This is a genomic window from Sporocytophaga sp., assembly GCF_017745095.1.
GTDB lineage: Bacteria > Bacteroidota > Bacteroidia > Cytophagales > Cytophagaceae > Sporocytophaga.
The window spans coordinates 108,696-124,668 of record NZ_JAGHZZ010000010.1 but is presented as its reverse complement, the minus strand read 5'-3'; the positions used below and the strand labels follow the sequence as shown (position 1 = coordinate 124,668).

18 protein-coding genes are annotated in these 15,973 nt (G+C 35.2%); 14 read left to right on the top strand and 4 right to left on the bottom strand.

Annotated elements, in window-relative coordinates; all coding sequences use genetic code 11:
• The first annotated feature begins 62 nt into the window (after positions 1 to 62).
• The 6 genes from J7604_RS16525 to J7604_RS16500 all read left to right on the top strand — a co-directional run bounded on the left by J7604_RS16525 (position 63) and on the right by J7604_RS16500 (position 4,043).
• On the top strand, positions 63 to 440 hold the full coding sequence (locus tag J7604_RS16525) for a DoxX family membrane protein (RefSeq protein ID WP_293897735.1): 378 nt from the start codon (positions 63 to 65) through the stop codon (positions 438 to 440).
• A gap of 69 nt (positions 441 to 509) precedes the next feature.
• Positions 510 to 725 carry a hypothetical protein gene (locus tag J7604_RS16520; RefSeq protein ID WP_293897732.1) on the top strand — a complete coding sequence of 72 codons (216 nt, stop codon included), beginning with the start codon at positions 510 to 512 and terminating at the stop codon, positions 723 to 725.
• Between the two features lie 41 nt (positions 726 to 766).
• A complete protein-coding gene (locus J7604_RS16515; protein ID WP_293897729.1) occupies positions 767 to 1,192 on the top strand; it encodes an SRPBCC domain-containing protein in 426 nt (141 codons plus the stop codon).
• An 11-nt stretch (positions 1,193 to 1,203) separates the two neighbouring features.
• On the top strand, positions 1,204 to 1,758 hold the full coding sequence (locus tag J7604_RS16510) for a dihydrofolate reductase family protein (RefSeq protein ID WP_293897726.1): 555 nt from the start codon (positions 1,204 to 1,206) through the stop codon (positions 1,756 to 1,758).
• 28 nt (positions 1,759 to 1,786) lie between these two features.
• The gene (locus J7604_RS16505) at positions 1,787 to 3,175 is read left to right on the top strand and encodes an MATE family efflux transporter (protein WP_293897723.1); all 1,389 of its coding nucleotides are present in this window, start codon (positions 1,787 to 1,789) and stop codon (positions 3,173 to 3,175) included.
• A 196-nt stretch (positions 3,176 to 3,371) separates the two neighbouring features.
• On the top strand, positions 3,372 to 4,043 hold the full coding sequence (locus J7604_RS16500) for a hypothetical protein (protein WP_293897720.1): 672 nt from the start codon (positions 3,372 to 3,374) through the stop codon (positions 4,041 to 4,043).
• A 34-nt stretch (positions 4,044 to 4,077) separates the two neighbouring features.
• On the opposite strand, the gene J7604_RS16495 is transcribed toward J7604_RS16500, so the two are convergent.
• A complete protein-coding gene (locus tag J7604_RS16495) occupies positions 4,078 to 4,515 on the bottom strand; it encodes a hypothetical protein (RefSeq protein WP_293897717.1) in 438 nt (145 codons plus the stop codon).
• Between the two features lie 218 nt (positions 4,516 to 4,733).
• Here J7604_RS16495 and J7604_RS16490 point away from each other — a divergent pair, with 218 nt between their 5' ends.
• From J7604_RS16490 to J7604_RS16455, 8 genes are all read left to right on the top strand, one after another.
• Entirely contained in the window at positions 4,734 to 5,276 is a 543-nt protein-coding gene (locus J7604_RS16490; protein ID WP_293897714.1) for a MepB family protein, read from the top strand.
• A 116-nt stretch (positions 5,277 to 5,392) separates the two neighbouring features.
• Positions 5,393 to 6,409 (top strand): AraC family transcriptional regulator, encoded by a 1,017-nt coding sequence (locus tag J7604_RS16485; protein WP_293897712.1) that lies wholly within the window; start codon positions 5,393 to 5,395, stop codon positions 6,407 to 6,409.
• A 114-nt stretch (positions 6,410 to 6,523) separates the two neighbouring features.
• Positions 6,524 to 7,510 (top strand): alpha/beta hydrolase, encoded by a 987-nt coding sequence (locus J7604_RS16480; protein WP_293897709.1) that lies wholly within the window; start codon positions 6,524 to 6,526, stop codon positions 7,508 to 7,510.
• Positions 7,507 to 8,172, top strand: a complete 666-nt coding sequence (locus J7604_RS16475; RefSeq protein WP_293897706.1) for a hypothetical protein — start codon at positions 7,507 to 7,509, stop codon at positions 8,170 to 8,172. The genes J7604_RS16480 and J7604_RS16475 overlap by 4 nt, the downstream gene beginning before the upstream one ends.
• Positions 8,173 to 8,342: 170 nt before the next feature.
• On the top strand, positions 8,343 to 9,164 hold the full coding sequence (locus J7604_RS16470) for a hypothetical protein (RefSeq protein ID WP_293897703.1): 822 nt from the start codon (positions 8,343 to 8,345) through the stop codon (positions 9,162 to 9,164).
• A gap of 82 nt (positions 9,165 to 9,246) precedes the next feature.
• The gene (locus tag J7604_RS16465) at positions 9,247 to 10,047 is read left to right on the top strand and encodes a hypothetical protein (RefSeq protein ID WP_293897700.1); all 801 of its coding nucleotides are present in this window, start codon (positions 9,247 to 9,249) and stop codon (positions 10,045 to 10,047) included.
• 277 nt (positions 10,048 to 10,324) lie between these two features.
• Positions 10,325 to 12,889 (top strand): T9SS type A sorting domain-containing protein, encoded by a 2,565-nt coding sequence (locus tag J7604_RS16460; protein ID WP_293897697.1) that lies wholly within the window; start codon positions 10,325 to 10,327, stop codon positions 12,887 to 12,889.
• 75 nt (positions 12,890 to 12,964) lie between these two features.
• A complete protein-coding gene (locus tag J7604_RS16455) occupies positions 12,965 to 14,026 on the top strand; it encodes a TIGR03032 family protein (protein WP_293897694.1) in 1,062 nt (353 codons plus the stop codon).
• Between the two features lie 76 nt (positions 14,027 to 14,102).
• On the opposite strand, the gene J7604_RS16450 is transcribed toward J7604_RS16455, so the two are convergent.
• From J7604_RS16450 to J7604_RS16440, 3 genes are all read right to left on the bottom strand, one after another.
• Complete coding sequence (locus J7604_RS16450; RefSeq protein WP_293897691.1) at positions 14,103 to 14,276, bottom strand: hypothetical protein; 174 nt, start codon at positions 14,274 to 14,276, stop codon at positions 14,103 to 14,105.
• A 25-nt stretch (positions 14,277 to 14,301) separates the two neighbouring features.
• Positions 14,302 to 14,691, bottom strand: coding sequence for a DUF1801 domain-containing protein (locus J7604_RS16445; protein WP_293897688.1), 390 nt, complete (start codon positions 14,689 to 14,691; stop codon positions 14,302 to 14,304).
• Between the two features lie 99 nt (positions 14,692 to 14,790).
• Entirely contained in the window at positions 14,791 to 15,765 is a 975-nt protein-coding gene (locus J7604_RS16440; protein WP_293897685.1) for an NAD(P)-dependent alcohol dehydrogenase, read from the bottom strand.
• Between the last annotated feature and the right edge of the window lie 208 nt (positions 15,766 to 15,973).

Below are 15,973 nucleotides of genomic sequence, written 5' to 3'. Positions count from 1 at the left end.
TTATGTTCTTTCTAAATAAAACTTCAACAATTAATAACCATATAACATAACAAAAACAACTTATGAAAATAGCAACAATTGTAGTACGTGTTCTTCTTGGCCTTATGATGGCTTTTGCGGGTGTAGTATTTCTATTCAAACTAGGACCTCAGCCAGAATTAACCGGACCGATGAAAACCTTTTTTGAGGGAATGAATGCATCTGGCTATCTGCTTCCGGTCGTAAAAACCATCGAACTTGTTTGCGGACTTGCACTCATTACCGGTTTTTTTGCACCTCTGGCAACTGTAGTCATTTTTCCAATAATAGTCAATATTGTATTAGTCAATGTATTTCTTGCTCCGGAACAAGTGCCAATGGCAATAGCCATACTTGCGGCGAACCTGTTCTTAGCATTTGTATACAGAAAAAATTACGAATCCATACTTGCTTTGAGATAATCCTAAAGATTATTAATAATTAATCTATTAGTCTCTGGGATATCGGAAAGCATTTTAATCAGTAAAGAGATGATAGAAGTATTTAAAACGAATATATGTGATCAGGCCATGGCTGATATTTTAGTCAGCCTGATCCACAAAAATTTTGAAGGATATCAAGCTAATTTTGATCTTGATGATGAAGAAAATATCCTTCGGGTAAAGAGTGAAAGTGAGTTCAATACAGATTTTCTTATAACCTTTCTCAGCAAACTTGGATGCCATGCGGAAGTTTTACCTGATTAGATAGCAAAACAGCTATTAGAAAAGAAATCAAAAAATATATTATGACTCACCCATTTGAAATAGAAGCAGTATTTAAAGCTCCCTCGCAGAAAGTCTGGAAAGCAATTACAGACAAGGATGAAATGAAAAACTGGTATTTCAACCTTGCCGACTTTAAACCTGAACCAGGATTTGAGTTCAGGTTTAAAGGAGGAAAGGATCCTGATCATCAATACACGCATGTTTGTAAGATTGTAGAAGTAATTACTGGCAGAAAACTGTCTTATAGCTGGACCTACGAAGGTTACAAAGGATATACAATTGTTACATTCGAACTATCTGAAGAAGGAACCAATACAAGATTAAAGCTAACACATGAAGGCCTGGAAACCTTTCCTGATAATGTTCCTGATTTCGCTAAGGAAAACTTTGTACAAGGCTGGAACTACATTATTGGAACATCATTAAAAGAATATTTGGAGAAATAAATATCACAGCTATGAGAAAACTGATATTTCAGATGATGATTTCTGTGGATGGTCTTTATGAAGGCCCCAATAAAGAAATAGACTGGCATAATGTAGATGAGGAATTTAACGAATACGCCATTGACCTGCTTAACAACCTTGATATTTTACTTTTCGGAAGAATCACTTTTGACCTGATGGCAAGCTACTGGCCAACGCAAGAAGCGATAAAAGATAGTCCTATTGTGGCAGAAAGAATGAATAACCTATCAAAAATAGTATTTTCAAAAAAGCTAAAATCCGCCAACTGGCAGAATACCAAAGTAATAAATGAGAACATCAATGAGCTTGTAATGAATCTGAAAAAGGAACAAGGGAAAGATATGGCAATATTCGGTAGTTCAGATCTTGCCCTTACTTTTATTAAGCATAATTTGATAGATGAATACAGAATAATGGTAAATCCTCTCGTTTTAGGAAAAGGTAAAAGGCTATTTGAAGGCATCACTGAAAAACTTAATCTAAAGCTGAAATCAGCTAAAATATTTAAATCCGGGAATGTCATGCTTTGCTATGAAGCATTCTGAGGAATAAACATAATTTATAGAATTTATAATGATTACATTAAATAACTCCCGTAAAGTTTTTGCGATTATAAAGCAATCTTTGAACGGAGAACATCAGGATTTTACATCCGGCAATATTTCCAAAGCAGTTGTTTTACTGGCAATACCAATGATTCTGGAGCTTAGTCTGGAAAGTGTATTTGCCGTAGTGGATATGTTTTTTGTAAGTAAACTTGGAAAAAACGCAATAGCAACTGTAGGTTTAACCGAATCTTTTATCACGCTTATTTACTCTTTAGCTATAGGTTTAAGTACTGCAGCCACTGCTATTGTTGCAAGAAGGATTGGCGAAAAGAATCCTGATGCAGCTGCACATTCTGGAGCTCAATCGATACTGATTTCAACAATAATTACCATACCTATTACCATTGCAGGTATTTTTTATGCAAAAGAAATACTTGCTCTTATGGGTGCTGATAAAGATGTAATCGCTGAAGGTGCTATATTCACTCAGATCATGCTGGGAGGAAGTCTTGCCATCATGTTATTATTTCTAATCAACGGAATCTTTAGGGGAGCTGGTGATGCTTCTATGGCTATGAAAAGCCTTTGGATCGCCAGTTTTACCAATATAGTCCTCTGCCCTATTTTGATATACTTCTGGGGATTAATGGGAGCAGCTATTGCTACTGTAATAGGAAGAAGCAGCGGAGTATTATATCAGGTATATCACCTGATGAAAGGAAATGGAATAATAAAGTTTTGCAAAGAACATTTTGACTTTGACAAAGAAATTATAAAATCATTGACCAATGTTGCATGGCCAGCCACATTTCAGTTTCTTGTAGCAAGCGGAAGCTGGATCGTCATTACAAGACTGGTAGCAGAACTGGAAGGCACTGCTGCATCTGCCGGTTATCAGATAGCATTCCGAAACTTTGTATTCTTTATATTACCTGCATGGGGACTTAGCAATGCTGCCGCAACCCTTGTGGGGCAGAATCTCGGAGCTAAGGAATTTGAAAGAGCTGAACAAAGTGTACTTATTGCTACAAAGTACAACAGCATTTTCACAGGATTGGTAATGATTTTATTTCTTTTCTTTTCCGAACCTATTGTAAGATTTTTCAGCACCGATGAACAAGTAATAAAATATGGTGTAGAGTCGCTTCAGATCATTGGAGGCGGTTATATATTCTATGGAATCGGAATGGTCATGACATCAGCCTTAAATGGAGCTGGGGACACTAAAATACCAACTATCATAAACATCATTTGCTTTTGGGTTTTTCAGATTCCATTCGCCTATTTCCTTGCCAAAGGATTGGACATGAAATCAGCAGGAGCAATCATCGCAGTTCCGGCAGCACAGGCGCTTATAGCACTTCTTTCCTGGTACTACTTTAACCTAGGAAAATGGAAAGAGATAAAAGTATAAAATGAATACAACTAAAGTCATTAGAAAAGCTCCGGAAATATAAAACTCCGGAGCTTTTATTATTTTTATTTAAGAGAAAAATATTTCAATCAAAATTCTCCTCTTCATATGGATTTTATCATCACTTAAAAAATATTTAACTTTATAAAAACCTATTGAATCAATTATAGATGTGATTTACTAAATGGTAAGCCGAATGAAGATTAATCTAAAAATACATATTAAAATATTAATACTAACTTTTATAGGTAGAACTCCTTCTCAATGCCAGAGCTCCATTGATTCAGTTAAATCTGAACTCTCAAAACAACTTAGAAAGAAATTACTAGACAATTCATGGAGAATTGAAAACAGATCTGATGAAATACTCCTACATTTCTCAGAAACTTTTTTTATAAATGCCTCTATAAGTCCCATTTATAACAGAAATGGTATTTATAACAAACCAGACACTATTACTGTAAGGATCAAGCTAGAAGATAACTGGTCACATGGAAAGGTCGATTCTGTCAAACAAAAGAATAAAATGATTATAGAGCCACTTAAACATAGATTTATAGCCCATTATGATAGTTTGGAGTGGAAGTATGTAAAATTAAATCCTAATATGTTTTTAGAACGTCCTTATGATTATTTAAAAAATTGGCAAATATTGAATGAAATAGAAAGACAAGCCATTAAAAAAGTTATCATCTTACCTGATAACTTAATTGGAAACATTGGAATTTTCGTTCATTCAGATTATGAGCCTGGAGCAGGAATGGAAATGGAACCTTCTGAAATTAATCAAAGAGTTTTTAATGCATATAAATCATTTGAAGAGATATTAGGGCAAGGTGCATTATTTAAAGCTGACGAAAAATATTAAAGAATAATTTCAGCTCGCAACAATACCTGTCAATTTATATAGCCAACTGAGAAGGTTTAAGAAATTTCTTTGGCATTAAAGAGAAAATCACGGTAATAAGTGAAGCAACAATCTGAGTAATGAGAATTGAATAGTATGAAAAGTTATAAGATACAATTTTTACATCAAGATGAAGATTCATAATCAACCAAAGTAAAGCTGTAGATAGGATCCCTAGGCCTCCCCAAAAGAATAAAAGAACCTTTCCATAAATTGATCCAGATATATTTTTAAATATGAAATATAAAATTGTAGAAACTAAAGGATAGAGAGCGGTTAATGCAATAAGCGTCTCTTCTCTGTATTCCTCATTTACTATTAAATAAATCAATGAATTCTTTTGATTGATGCCATGATCAAAACTTACATATGGCAAAAGTAAATTCACACAAACCAATAAAATAACTAGAATAAATAATATTAATTTTTTCATTGAACTTCTTACTCCCTTTCAAAAGAGCTTTTCTCTGGATCTCCAAGTTCAAATTTAAGAAAAATAAACAACATATTAAGGCCTTGGCACCAAAGAGATAACATAAGTGTTTGATTTAAAAATCATTTACTTTTTTACAAATTAACTTTAACTAGATAATTGTTACTTTTATTCATATAAAAAGTACTTTTACATAAAACAAGTAATATTAAAAAAGGATGAGTAACCTGCCTATTCCCAATCTCATATCTGAAGATTTTTTTATTGCCAAAGAACATGTTTATAACCAATGTGGCTTCATATGCTCCGCTCCACAAGCAGAACCTGAAAGTGCTGAATACGGAGCATGTAGCTTCAACATTCATAAAAAAACAATCATATTCAGAGTTGCTAAAACCACTCCAACTAAAAACGGACAATTTGTTACTATATGGAAAAGAATTAACAATGGGCCGATACAGCCATATGACATTTCTGATGACTTTGATTTAATTGTCATCAGCACCAGGAAAGACAATCATCTAGGACAGTTTGTATTTCCCAAATCAATGCTGTTGGAAAAAGGAATCATCTCCGGAAGCAATAAAGATGGTAAAAGAGGCATCAGAGTATACCCTCCCTGGGAACAAGCAACAAGTAAGCAAGCAGAAAAGACACAAGGCTGGCAATTGCGATATTTCCTCCGAATTCAGGGGGATGCAAATGTTGACATAGAAAGAGCCACCAAGTTATACCAGAACGAAACACTAATCATAAAGTAGATTAATTAATAATCAGAAGGATGACATCAACAATGTTTTTTTTTACAGGAATAATAATAGCTATTTTCCTGCTTGTGCTGTTATTATTTAAAAAGGGAAAACAAAATTCAGATTATATGTTAACAGGATGGATAACATTAATCACAATCCTCCTACTTTCTTTTTATTCTCATCAGACCGGATTTACTTATAAATACCCGCAAACCCTTGGGCTCACCTTAGCTTTGCCTATCCTCAATGGAATATTTTTGTATGGATATACTTCAGAGTTAACTGGAAAAAAAGTTCTATTTAAGTCTAATTTTCTATTCCACCTGATTCCTTTCTTTTTATTGTTAGTTCTTGCTGTCCCTTTTTATATCTTACCATCTCAGGAAAAAATTGAAGTATTCAAAAATCAGGGTAAAGGGTTTGAATGGTATTCTATGATTCAACTTATGAGTATTCTGGTTTCAGGATTTTCCTATTCAATTGCCAGTATCATCAAAATACATAAACACAGAAAAAATATTCAGGATCGACAGTCCAATATTGATAAAAAAATGCTGAAATGGCTGGAATATTTATCCATTGGCCTGGCTCTCATCTGGTTGTTAGTTTTGTTTTTTGATGATCATATTATTTACAGCGGAGTCGTAATATTTGTTTTTTTTATTGGCTTCTTTGGAATTAATCAGGCACCTGTGTTTTCCTATGTAGAAGTAGAATCAATTAACCTGGAAACTAAAAAAACTATCGAGTTAAGTAATGAGCCTGCAGAAAAAATAAAATATGCCAAATCCCGCCTTGAAGTAAATGAAGTTTATGAAATTTTGGAAAGGCTTGAACAATTAATGATTACGGAAAAACCATTTAAAAACAGTGAATTAACATTAAACGATTTATCTCAAAAGTTAAACATCCATCCCAATCAATTATCTCAGGTAATCAATTCTAAAACAGGTAATACCTTCTATCATTACATCAATGTATATCGGGTAAAAGAATTTTTACGTCTTTCATCTTTACCTGAAAATAAAAAATATACTTTTCTTGCCCTGGCTTATGATTGTGGGTTTAATTCAAAAACGACATTCAATAAGTACTTTAAGATCTATACAGGTAAAACTCCATCCGAACTGATTCAATCTTAATATGCTCATTTACAGAGAACAATTACAGGCGAACGCTTAAACCATGTGCGGCCTTGTAAGGACGTACGACAGAGAACTCACATTTGATTTTCTTTACTGAAAAAAAACTCTGTTATGCGTAAAGTAATTTTTACGGCTTTAATCTGTGTGCTTTTAGGTGCATGCAAAAAAGAAGACCTTGCAAAGCCCGGTGCTCTGGTTCCCCTTACTGTGGATCAGAATTCCAGCCTCCCTTCTATCGAGATTAACGGAACACTACTTCATATTGAAAGTTACGGCAATCCATCTAATCCTTTACTTGTAATCATTCATGGAGGACCTGGAGGCGATTATCGTTCAATGCTGAATGCCAAGGCATTTGCGAATGAAGGCTTTCATGTGGTTTTTTATGACCAAAGAGGATCCGGCCTTTCCAAAAGAGAAGATAAGTCTCAATACGAACAGGCCAATGCTGTCCAGCTATATATTGATGATTTACACAGCCTTATCAATCATTTCCAGATTTCGTCTTCACAAAAGGTCTATCTCTTAGGACATTCATGGGGAGCCATGTTGGCCACTGCCTATATTAATCAAAACCCACAAAGGATCAGCGGAGCCATATTAGCCGAGCCAGGTGGCTTAACCTGGCCCCAAACAGAGGAATACCTTAGCCGCTCCAATAAGATAAAGTTTTTCTCTGAGGCACTTAACGACGCCATTTTCCCGGAACAGATAATATCAGGTCGCCCTGAACAGGAAGTTCTGGATTATAAAGCGTGTTTTTTTTCCAACTATGAAAATGCACCTGGCAATACCATTGGCAATGCAGGCCCTTACCCATTCTGGAGAAACGGAGCTGTAGCTTTTGAATCATTGATAGATAATGCCGAAAGAAACAGTTTTGACTTTACAGGAAATCTGAATCAGTATACTCCTAAGATTCTCTTTCTCTATAGTGAGCGCAATAAAGCTTATGGACCAAGCTGGGCTGAAAAAGTATCTGCGCCCTATCCTAACAAAGAAATTCAATTGGTGTACAATTGCGGCCATGAGATGCTTTATTTTGGCTGGGAAGACCTTTATCCAAAAGTGAAAAACTATTTAAACCAAGTAAAATGAAAAGATTAAAATTATTCATAGCAATACTGTCATTTGTCGTTATAAATTCAGCATGGGCGCAAGATGTGAATTGGAGGAGCATAACAGATAATCAAAAGTATCTTGCTTCTTTATACTTTGGAGCTGACTACAGTTCCTATTTTGGAGCTTCCTATGGTTATCTTCTGAAGAACAAAATAACTCCAGTAGTAATAGGTGGTGAATTTATACTACCTTTTGGAAAGCAAATCCTAGATGATTGGAAAGGTAAACTCAGCATTCAGGCTGAAGTATGGCATAATGATCACTTCTCCTTTTCCATTAAACCGTCATTTGTTGTAAGAAAATATGAATCACCTTTAGCGCTGATGTACAATACAGCAGCTGATTTATCTGTCAATTTTGGTTACCTGAGACCCAAATGGGGATTACTTGCAATAGCTTGCTATGACAAGAACATCTCAACATATATCAAAAATGAAAAGCTTAAAGAATATTATCCTGAAATAAGAGATGGCTGGTACGGAACATCCGGAGGAACATTCAAATTTGGTATACGAGGCCAGTATACTTTTAATTCATGGAGCGCTTTTCTAACAGTAGGTAAACATTACGGAGAAAACTTTAAAGACAATCCTACCCTGCCCTTCTTTGCTGAAGTTTCAGTTCAGAAATGGTTTTGAAATCCCGAATACAGATCCCTTTTAATGATGTTATCTAAATATCTTTTATTTAATTTCTAAAAATTATATAAATTTAATTAGATGAAATTCTCCATAAGTTAATTAGGATGAATTTCACATTAGCTTCACTTTGAAGCATTGTAGAATTTTTTCTATCTAACATCAGGTATATGCGGGAAATAATAAAATTCAATTATAAAATTCTTTTAACAACCTCAGGACTTTTTATCATCGGTGTTGCTTTAGCTATTATGTTTGAAGACTATTACAGAAGGCTAATCAGGTATTTATTCATTTTATTCAATGGAGAAAATATCCAGTTTACAGGTAAGAACTTTCACTTATTCCCAAGTGAACTCTTTGTTGTTGTTTCAGGTCTATTTATCTCATTGACTTTTTTTATTTTATATATTACCCCAAGGATAAACATATCAAAGATTATTATCTGCACTGTCCTCATTTTCTTCTTAACAACATTCATCATTACTCTCATTGACAGCGAAAGGCTAATCGCAGAATGTACTGCTTGTAGGGATGGCATAAGGAATTTGATGTACAACGAAGTGCCTTATGACAGATATTACCTTTTAAGTATAATACTCAGTCTATGTTTCCTTACCGGTTCTTTGACTTTAAAATTTGTAGAGAAAAAAGAGGCTAAAGACGAATTGCTTGGAATATGGACAAGAGAAGATGATGGCAGTGGATTATTGGCTATATTCGGATGGAGTTTGAATTTCAAAGACAATGATGCAGGAGAATATAATTTTTGGGAAGGTACTATTAAAGAAAATCATGGATTCCATTTCCTTTGGCAACGGATATCTGAAGATAGCATAAGAATTAAACAAGCCGATAGTGAAACTTGGGATGTTATTCAATACAGAATTGAAAAAACAACAGGAGCATATAGATCAAAACAGTTAAAATTAACAGAAAAGAATAAGGATGATTTTTGGGATATGAGTGAACCATTATTTAAATCTCTTTAAAACCTTCTATCTGACATTTTTTAATAATGCTATTTTAAAAATAAAGCTCCAACGATTAATAAAGCTCCATAAAACTAGCCTCATGAAACCATTAATTCTAACAATCATAATTTTTTGCAAAGCATTATTCAGTTATTCTCAAGATATTCAAAAGCAAAACCCAACCGCTCAAATTGACACGAGTGCTAAAGTTATTCATATCTTCGTAGCTCTTTGCGATAACAAATATCAGGGAATTGTACCAGTACCAACTAAAATAGGCAATGGCCACGATCCTGATAACAATTTATATTGGGGTTGTGGATTTGGAATAAAAACATATTTTAAAAAAAGTAAAGAATGGAAACTAGTAAAGCTTCAAAAAATAGATTCAATAAGACTGGAAAGACTAATATTTAAACACACTGCTAAAAATTACTATCTGATTGCAGATGCATATAATGGCAGATACATTAAGCAATGTACCACTGACTTTCTCAGAAGCAGTTCAGGCCAATTAAAAGATACAATAAGGATAAATAATAAGGTAATTGGAATATCAGGAAACGCAGAATTAATGGCTTATATCGGACATAATGGTCTCATGGATTTTCAACTATCTGAAGCTTTCAGAAATACAGATAACAAAACAAGAGATGTAATCATTTTGGCTTGCATAAGTAAAAATTATTATTCGTCTCATCTAAAATCAGCCAAGATTAACCCAATCGTATGGACTACAGGATTTATGTGTCCTGAAGCTTATACTATACACGATTCCATAAGTGGATATGTAAATAATGAAACTAATGAAAAAATAAGAACAAGAGCTGCAATGGCGTACTCGAAGTATCAGAAATGCAGTGAAAAATCAGCAAGAAATCTATTGGTGACGGGATGGTAAAGAGTGTTCTTGCAATTCTTCTGATTTAAAACATTGAACCTTACCCAATCTCTGATTTCTACTTAATTATTATCCCACATATCAGACCTTCTTAACACCTTTTTCTCAATCACCTAATTCAGTCTCAATTTTAGATCAACATTTATCAGATAATCCCCTTATTATCAAGCCTAATCCCCCTTATATTCATACCTTTTTTAATGAAAATTTAATCTAATAAGTAAAAAATACCTCTTCTTTAGTATCTTGCAAAGTTCAATTACCTTTTTAGAATTACATGAAAAAACCTCTACTTAATCATCACTACAATCGTATACTGGCTTTGTTCTATAAGCTGAAACTGCGATTAAACAAAAACTTTTCTACAGGAAGATTCAAAGAACTTAGCAAACAAAAACAATTCAAGCTTTTAAGAAGACTTGAAAAATTGAAATTGCAGTTATCAAGAATTGAAAATAAATTAAAATACGGTAGTCTTGCTTTTGCAACGACTGTTGGAATTGGCTTGACAGCAACAGAATCATCATCTCAGACTCTTCCGGCAGGAGATGAATTCAGAGTAAATACATACACCACAAATGTGCAAATGTATGCCAAAACTGCAATGGATAGTGATGGCGACTTTGTAGTTACCTGGGCAAGCAGAGGGCAAGATACCCCTACTGAATATGGAATTTATGCCCAAAGATATAACGCTCAAGGAGTGGCCCAGGGAGCAGAGTTCAGAGTAAACACTTACACTCCTGACAGACAGAGCAATCCGGCAATAGCCATGGACGATAATGGTAATTTTGTAATAGTCTGGACAAGTAGTGGTCAGGATGGAAATATGGGAGGAGTGTTTGGACAAAGATTCAATGCAGCTGGACAAGCTATCGGATCTGAGTTTCAGGTTAATACTACTACATCTGGGAACCAATATTCGTCAGCTGTAGCTATGGATAGTGATGGAGACTTCGCTGTTACGTGGAGTAGTCCTAATGATGCAGATCCTTCCTATGGTGTTTATGCAAGGTGTTTTGATGCCACAGGAGCTGCTAAAACTGGAGAGATACATGTTAACACTTACACAACAGGAATTCAACGATTCTCAACTATTGCTATGGACAATGATGGAGATTTCTTGGTTGCGTGGCAAAGTGAACAAGATGGTAGTTCTTATGGTATTTATGGACAAAGGTTTAACGTCAATGGAGTTCCTCAGGGATCTGAGTTCAGAGTAAATACAATTACCGAAAATAGCCAAAAATCAGTAGCTGCAGCCATGGATCAGGACGGAGATTTTGTAATTGCGTGGCAAAGTATCGGTCAGGAAGGTACTGGCAATAGTGACGGTATTTATGCCCAAAGATTTAATGCCAGTGGAGTTGGACAAGGTACAGAATTTCATGTCAATACCTATCAAACAGGTGCGCAATCCACTCCGGCAGTTGCAATGAATAACAATGAATTTATAATTACCTGGACAAGCAATGGACAAGACGGAAGTGAAACCGGAGTTTATGCGCAGCGTTTTAATGCTTCTGGACTTGCACAAGGAGATGAATTCAGAGTTAATTCTTATATAGCTGGTTCACAAGGAAGTTCGGCGATAGCAATTGACAATGATAATGACTTTATCATTGCTTGGACAAGTGCAAATCAGGATGGTAGCGCAAATGGAGTATATGCTCAAAGATATGAGGCAAACAAAGCTCCTTCAGGTATTGCACTTAGCGGAAACATTGTAAATGAAAACGCAGCAGCTAATACAACCATTGGCACATTTACAACTGAAGACGTTAATATCAACAACACGTTCACTTATACACTGGTAGCTGGAGCAGGTAATACGGACAACGCTTCATTTATAATTGCAGATGATAAACTTCAAATAAAAGTAACTCCAGACTTTGAAACAAAGAATAACTATAGCATCCGTGTGCGTTCTACAGATCAGGGAGGATTGTTTTTTGAAAAAGTATTCACTATTAACATTATAAATGTAAATGAAGCTCCAACAGATCTTTCATTCAGTTCTACATCTGTAGTTGAAAATATACCCTTAGATACAGAAGTAGGCACGTTCACAACAACTGATGAAGATGCTGCTGATACATTTATATACACTTTAGTAGAAGGAACAGGAAGTGATAATAATGCCTCTTTTGCTATCGAAGGAAATAAACTATTAGTAAAAGAAAGTCCTGATTTTGAAACGATGGACGACTTCAGTATTCGTGTGCGCTCAACAGATCAGAAAGGATTAAGCTTTGAAAAAGTATTAACCATTGATATTATAAATATAAACGAAGCTCCAATAGATTTTTACATAAGCTCTACAACACTGGATGAGAATGAGCCTGACAATGCAGTAGTTGGCACTTTTGCAACGACTGATTTAGATGAGACTGATTCTTTCACATACAAACTTGTAGCAGGTGTTGGGGATGACGATAACTCATCTTTTACCATAGTCGGAGATAAATTACACATCGTTGAAAGTCCTGATTTTGAGACAAAGGATATTTATACTATTCGAGTAAAATCAACTGATCAGGGAGGATTAAGCTTGGAACGCATTTTCGACATTACAATAGAAAATGTAGCAGAAACAGGAATTGCTGAAAAAAATGAATTTTCAGCCACTATACAGCTATATCCTAACCCTGCCAAGGAAACAGTTATGACAAACCTGGAAGGATCTGTAATGGTTCGTATACTGGATTTATCGGGGCACGTTGTAAGACAAAGTCAGATGAATAATCAGATCATTAGTATGGAAGGACTTGCTACTGGAATTTATATGCTTGAATTTACTCAGGATGGAAAGACCGGAATGAAAAAGCTTGTAATTGAATAGCTTTATTTAATATTTAAATATTTCAGAAAAGGATGTAGGATAACCTATATCCTTTTTCTGTTAAAACTCAATCTAATGAACACACAATCTTTACCTCCCTTCTCCTGCTCTATTTCTTCAAATGTGCCGGAGCTTTTATGGAACCTAAGAGGCACATTAGCTATTACGACCTACCAAGCTGGCAAACTTATATTCATCAGCTCGATAAATAATAAAGAAATCATCCAGTTACCTCGCCAATATGATAAGGCAATGGGCTTAGCAGTATACCAGAATAAGCTTGCTATTGCCACTCAGTACGAAGTGCAAGTATTAGCTAACTCCAATGACCTTGCAAAAAATTATGGAACCAAACCAGGATCTTATGATGGGCTTTATCTTCCTCGTGCTACCTATTATAGCGGAGAGATTGATCTGCATGATATGGCCTGGGGAAATGAAGGCTTATGGGCTGTAAATACAAGATTTTCCTGTCTGAGTTTAATCAATGAGGATTATAGCTTTAAAAGCAAATGGATTCCATCATTCATTACGGACCTCACTCCGGACGACCGTTGTCACTTGAACGGTATGGCGATGGAAAGAGGAAAACCGAAGTATGTAACAGCTTTGGGAACAACCAATGAACCTAAAGCTTGGAGATCCAATGTCCAAAACGGAGGTGCTCTGATAGATGTGGAGACTAAAGAGATTATAGTAAGTGGTTTGCCAATGCCGCATTCTCCCCGACTTTATGATGGCAAGTTGTATGCCCTGTGCTCTGCCACAGGTGAGTTAATATGTGTAGATACCACAACCGGCAAGTATGATGTTATTACTAAATTGAAAGGTTTTTTAAGAGGTATGTGTAAAAAAGATGACATACTTTTTATAGGATTATCAAAGTTACGCCAGAGCTCAAGTACATTCCGGGATTTGCCGATAACCCGGGAGCCTCTCTCCTGTGGTATTGCAGCAATACACCTTCCTACCGGAAATCAGATTGGATATATCAATTATGAGAACAGTGTGGAAGAAATTTATGATGTTCAATTCTTAGAGGACCTTCGAAGACCAGCTATTCTAAATACACTTAGAGAAGAACACCGCAGAGCTCTTGTAACAGAATCCAATTCCTTCTGGTCAATAAACGAATAGTTATAGGACTTTAAGTATTTAGGACACGAATATGCTGAAAAATACAAGTCAGGATTCATTTATACATAGCATAAATCTATACAAGAATGCTCACAGGATAGTCACAAAGAATTCTGACACCGCCGCGATTTTGACCATTCATTACTCTGTACTTTTCAATAACAAAAATCATCGCAATAGCTGCAATATTTAACATATAAAAGTAACTTACTCTGTAACCGATGTCATTGATTAATGTAGATAGGTACAATGATATAAGTCTTTTCTTTATTTATTTACATTAACCGCTCCAGAACACCTTTGCGCTTAACAATGTTCTTATAATCCCATTGAATTACTTTTGATTTTTCAAGCCAGCGCTTCAGATCCTTTATATTGACCTGCTCCACTGATGTATATCGAACTTCTGCAGCTTTAAAACTTCCTTCCACCTGCAAGGCATCCTCTTCAAATGACTGTCCACTCCAGAACAACAACCGGACACAGTTTTTCAATTTGCTATAACCAACAATAGGATTCCCGTTTAAAAACCATACAGGATGTCTATGCCATATTTTATTTTCAGCTTCAGGCAAATTGCGGTTAATTTCCTTTGCCAACAAGTCGCTGATCGCTTTATCTTCGATAGATAATGCATCATTGTATTCTTGAATATCTTTATTCACGGGCTTAATTTTGGGTCTTACTTTCTATCAAACGAAATGTTTATTGAGAGTCCCAATGTAAGGATAGCTCCCAAGATGTCAATAATGCTTCTAAACAAATCAACCTTCTTCGTTTACTTTAATTACAATTTTCCCCATTGCCTTACCATCACCCAGATGTTGCAATGCTTGGGGAACATCCCTTAAATGATATGTAGAATCTATAACAGGCTTTACAAGACCCTTTTTAATTAAGTCAAGCAGAAGGCCTAAGCCTTTATTCGGTTCGTGTACCAGAATCCGTAGCTTTCTGTCATCATTTACAGAAATTAAAGCTCCTAGTATACCAACTTGTAATAAACAGGGTATTGTTCCTCCTATAACAAACAGCCTTCCTCCGGGCAATAAAGCTTTTTTATAAGCAAAGACAGAATGATTAGCAACAACATCAATAATCAGATTGTATCGAAAACCCTTTTCTGCAAAATCCTCATGTTTGTAATCAATTAAATGATCTGCTCCAAGATTGTACAACATCTCCAGCTTTTGATAACTATCAACACAAGTCACCTCTGCCCCAAGTGATTTTGCTATCTGTAGTGCGAAGGTCCCCACACCTCCTCCGGCACCATTGATCAATACTTTATAACCTGGTTTAATTGACACACCATCATACAGAGATTGTAAGGCAAGTACACCTGCCTGAGGTATTGCAGCGGCATGTTCAAAAGACAGATCAGAAGGTTTTAATGTTAGCAATTTTTCAGGAACACAAACATATTCCGCAAAACCTCCCCAACATGCAGATATATCTCCCATTACTGTATCTCCAGCCTTTAGATATTTAACATTTTTTCCCACCAATTCAATTCTTCCAGCTATATCACAACCTATAATCTTATACTTAGGCTTAAATACACCGAATAATAACCTATATAAATAGGGTTTTCCTCTCAGCAAATCCCAATCCCATGAATTTACTGAAGTTGCATAAATCTTTACTTGCACTTCATCGTCACCAGGTACAGGTTTTTCTATCTCTTTCATTTGAAGAACTTCCGGATTACCATACCTGGAGTAAGTTATTGCTTTCATTAAATTCATGATAGATTCAATTAATCAGTTAATTAATTTATTCATTCACAACTTTTAATAGAAAAGAAATGGATGATCAATTCACTATGTCTGTAAGATAAGTAATTTAGATGACAGAGCAACACATAAAAATCTGAAACAGTGTACAATATCTAATAAAAGAATATTTACTATCCTATTAAAACAGTCAATCACCCATTTTTAAAAT

What these genes read in the sequence shown, in the direction of transcription:
- J7604_RS16455 (WP_293897694.1), top strand. Translation starts at nt 12,965, where the DNA reads ATGAACACACAATCTTTACCTCCCTTCTCCTGCTCTATTTCTTCAAAT.
- J7604_RS16440 (WP_293897685.1), bottom strand. Translation starts at nt 15,765, where the DNA reads ATGAAAGCAATAACTTACTCCAGGTATGGTAATCCGGAAGTTCTTCAA.
- J7604_RS16475 (WP_293897706.1), top strand. Translation starts at nt 7,507, where the DNA reads ATGAAAAGATTAAAATTATTCATAGCAATACTGTCATTTGTCGTTATA.
- J7604_RS16520 (WP_293897732.1), top strand. Translation starts at nt 510, where the DNA reads ATGATAGAAGTATTTAAAACGAATATATGTGATCAGGCCATGGCTGAT.
- J7604_RS16525 (WP_293897735.1), top strand. Translation starts at nt 63, where the DNA reads ATGAAAATAGCAACAATTGTAGTACGTGTTCTTCTTGGCCTTATGATG.
- J7604_RS16505 (WP_293897723.1), top strand. Translation starts at nt 1,787, where the DNA reads ATGATTACATTAAATAACTCCCGTAAAGTTTTTGCGATTATAAAGCAA.
- J7604_RS16490 (WP_293897714.1), top strand. Translation starts at nt 4,734, where the DNA reads ATGAGTAACCTGCCTATTCCCAATCTCATATCTGAAGATTTTTTTATT.
- J7604_RS16480 (WP_293897709.1), top strand. Translation starts at nt 6,524, where the DNA reads ATGCGTAAAGTAATTTTTACGGCTTTAATCTGTGTGCTTTTAGGTGCA.
- J7604_RS16460 (WP_293897697.1), top strand. Translation starts at nt 10,325, where the DNA reads ATGAAAAAACCTCTACTTAATCATCACTACAATCGTATACTGGCTTTG.
- J7604_RS16500 (WP_293897720.1), top strand. Translation starts at nt 3,372, where the DNA reads ATGAAGATTAATCTAAAAATACATATTAAAATATTAATACTAACTTTT.
- J7604_RS16510 (WP_293897726.1), top strand. Translation starts at nt 1,204, where the DNA reads ATGAGAAAACTGATATTTCAGATGATGATTTCTGTGGATGGTCTTTAT.
- J7604_RS16465 (WP_293897700.1), top strand. Translation starts at nt 9,247, where the DNA reads ATGAAACCATTAATTCTAACAATCATAATTTTTTGCAAAGCATTATTC.
- J7604_RS16470 (WP_293897703.1), top strand. Translation starts at nt 8,343, where the DNA reads ATGCGGGAAATAATAAAATTCAATTATAAAATTCTTTTAACAACCTCA.
- J7604_RS16485 (WP_293897712.1), top strand. Translation starts at nt 5,393, where the DNA reads ATGTTAACAGGATGGATAACATTAATCACAATCCTCCTACTTTCTTTT.
- J7604_RS16515 (WP_293897729.1), top strand. Translation starts at nt 767, where the DNA reads ATGACTCACCCATTTGAAATAGAAGCAGTATTTAAAGCTCCCTCGCAG.
- J7604_RS16495 (WP_293897717.1), bottom strand. Translation starts at nt 4,515, where the DNA reads ATGAAAAAATTAATATTATTTATTCTAGTTATTTTATTGGTTTGTGTG.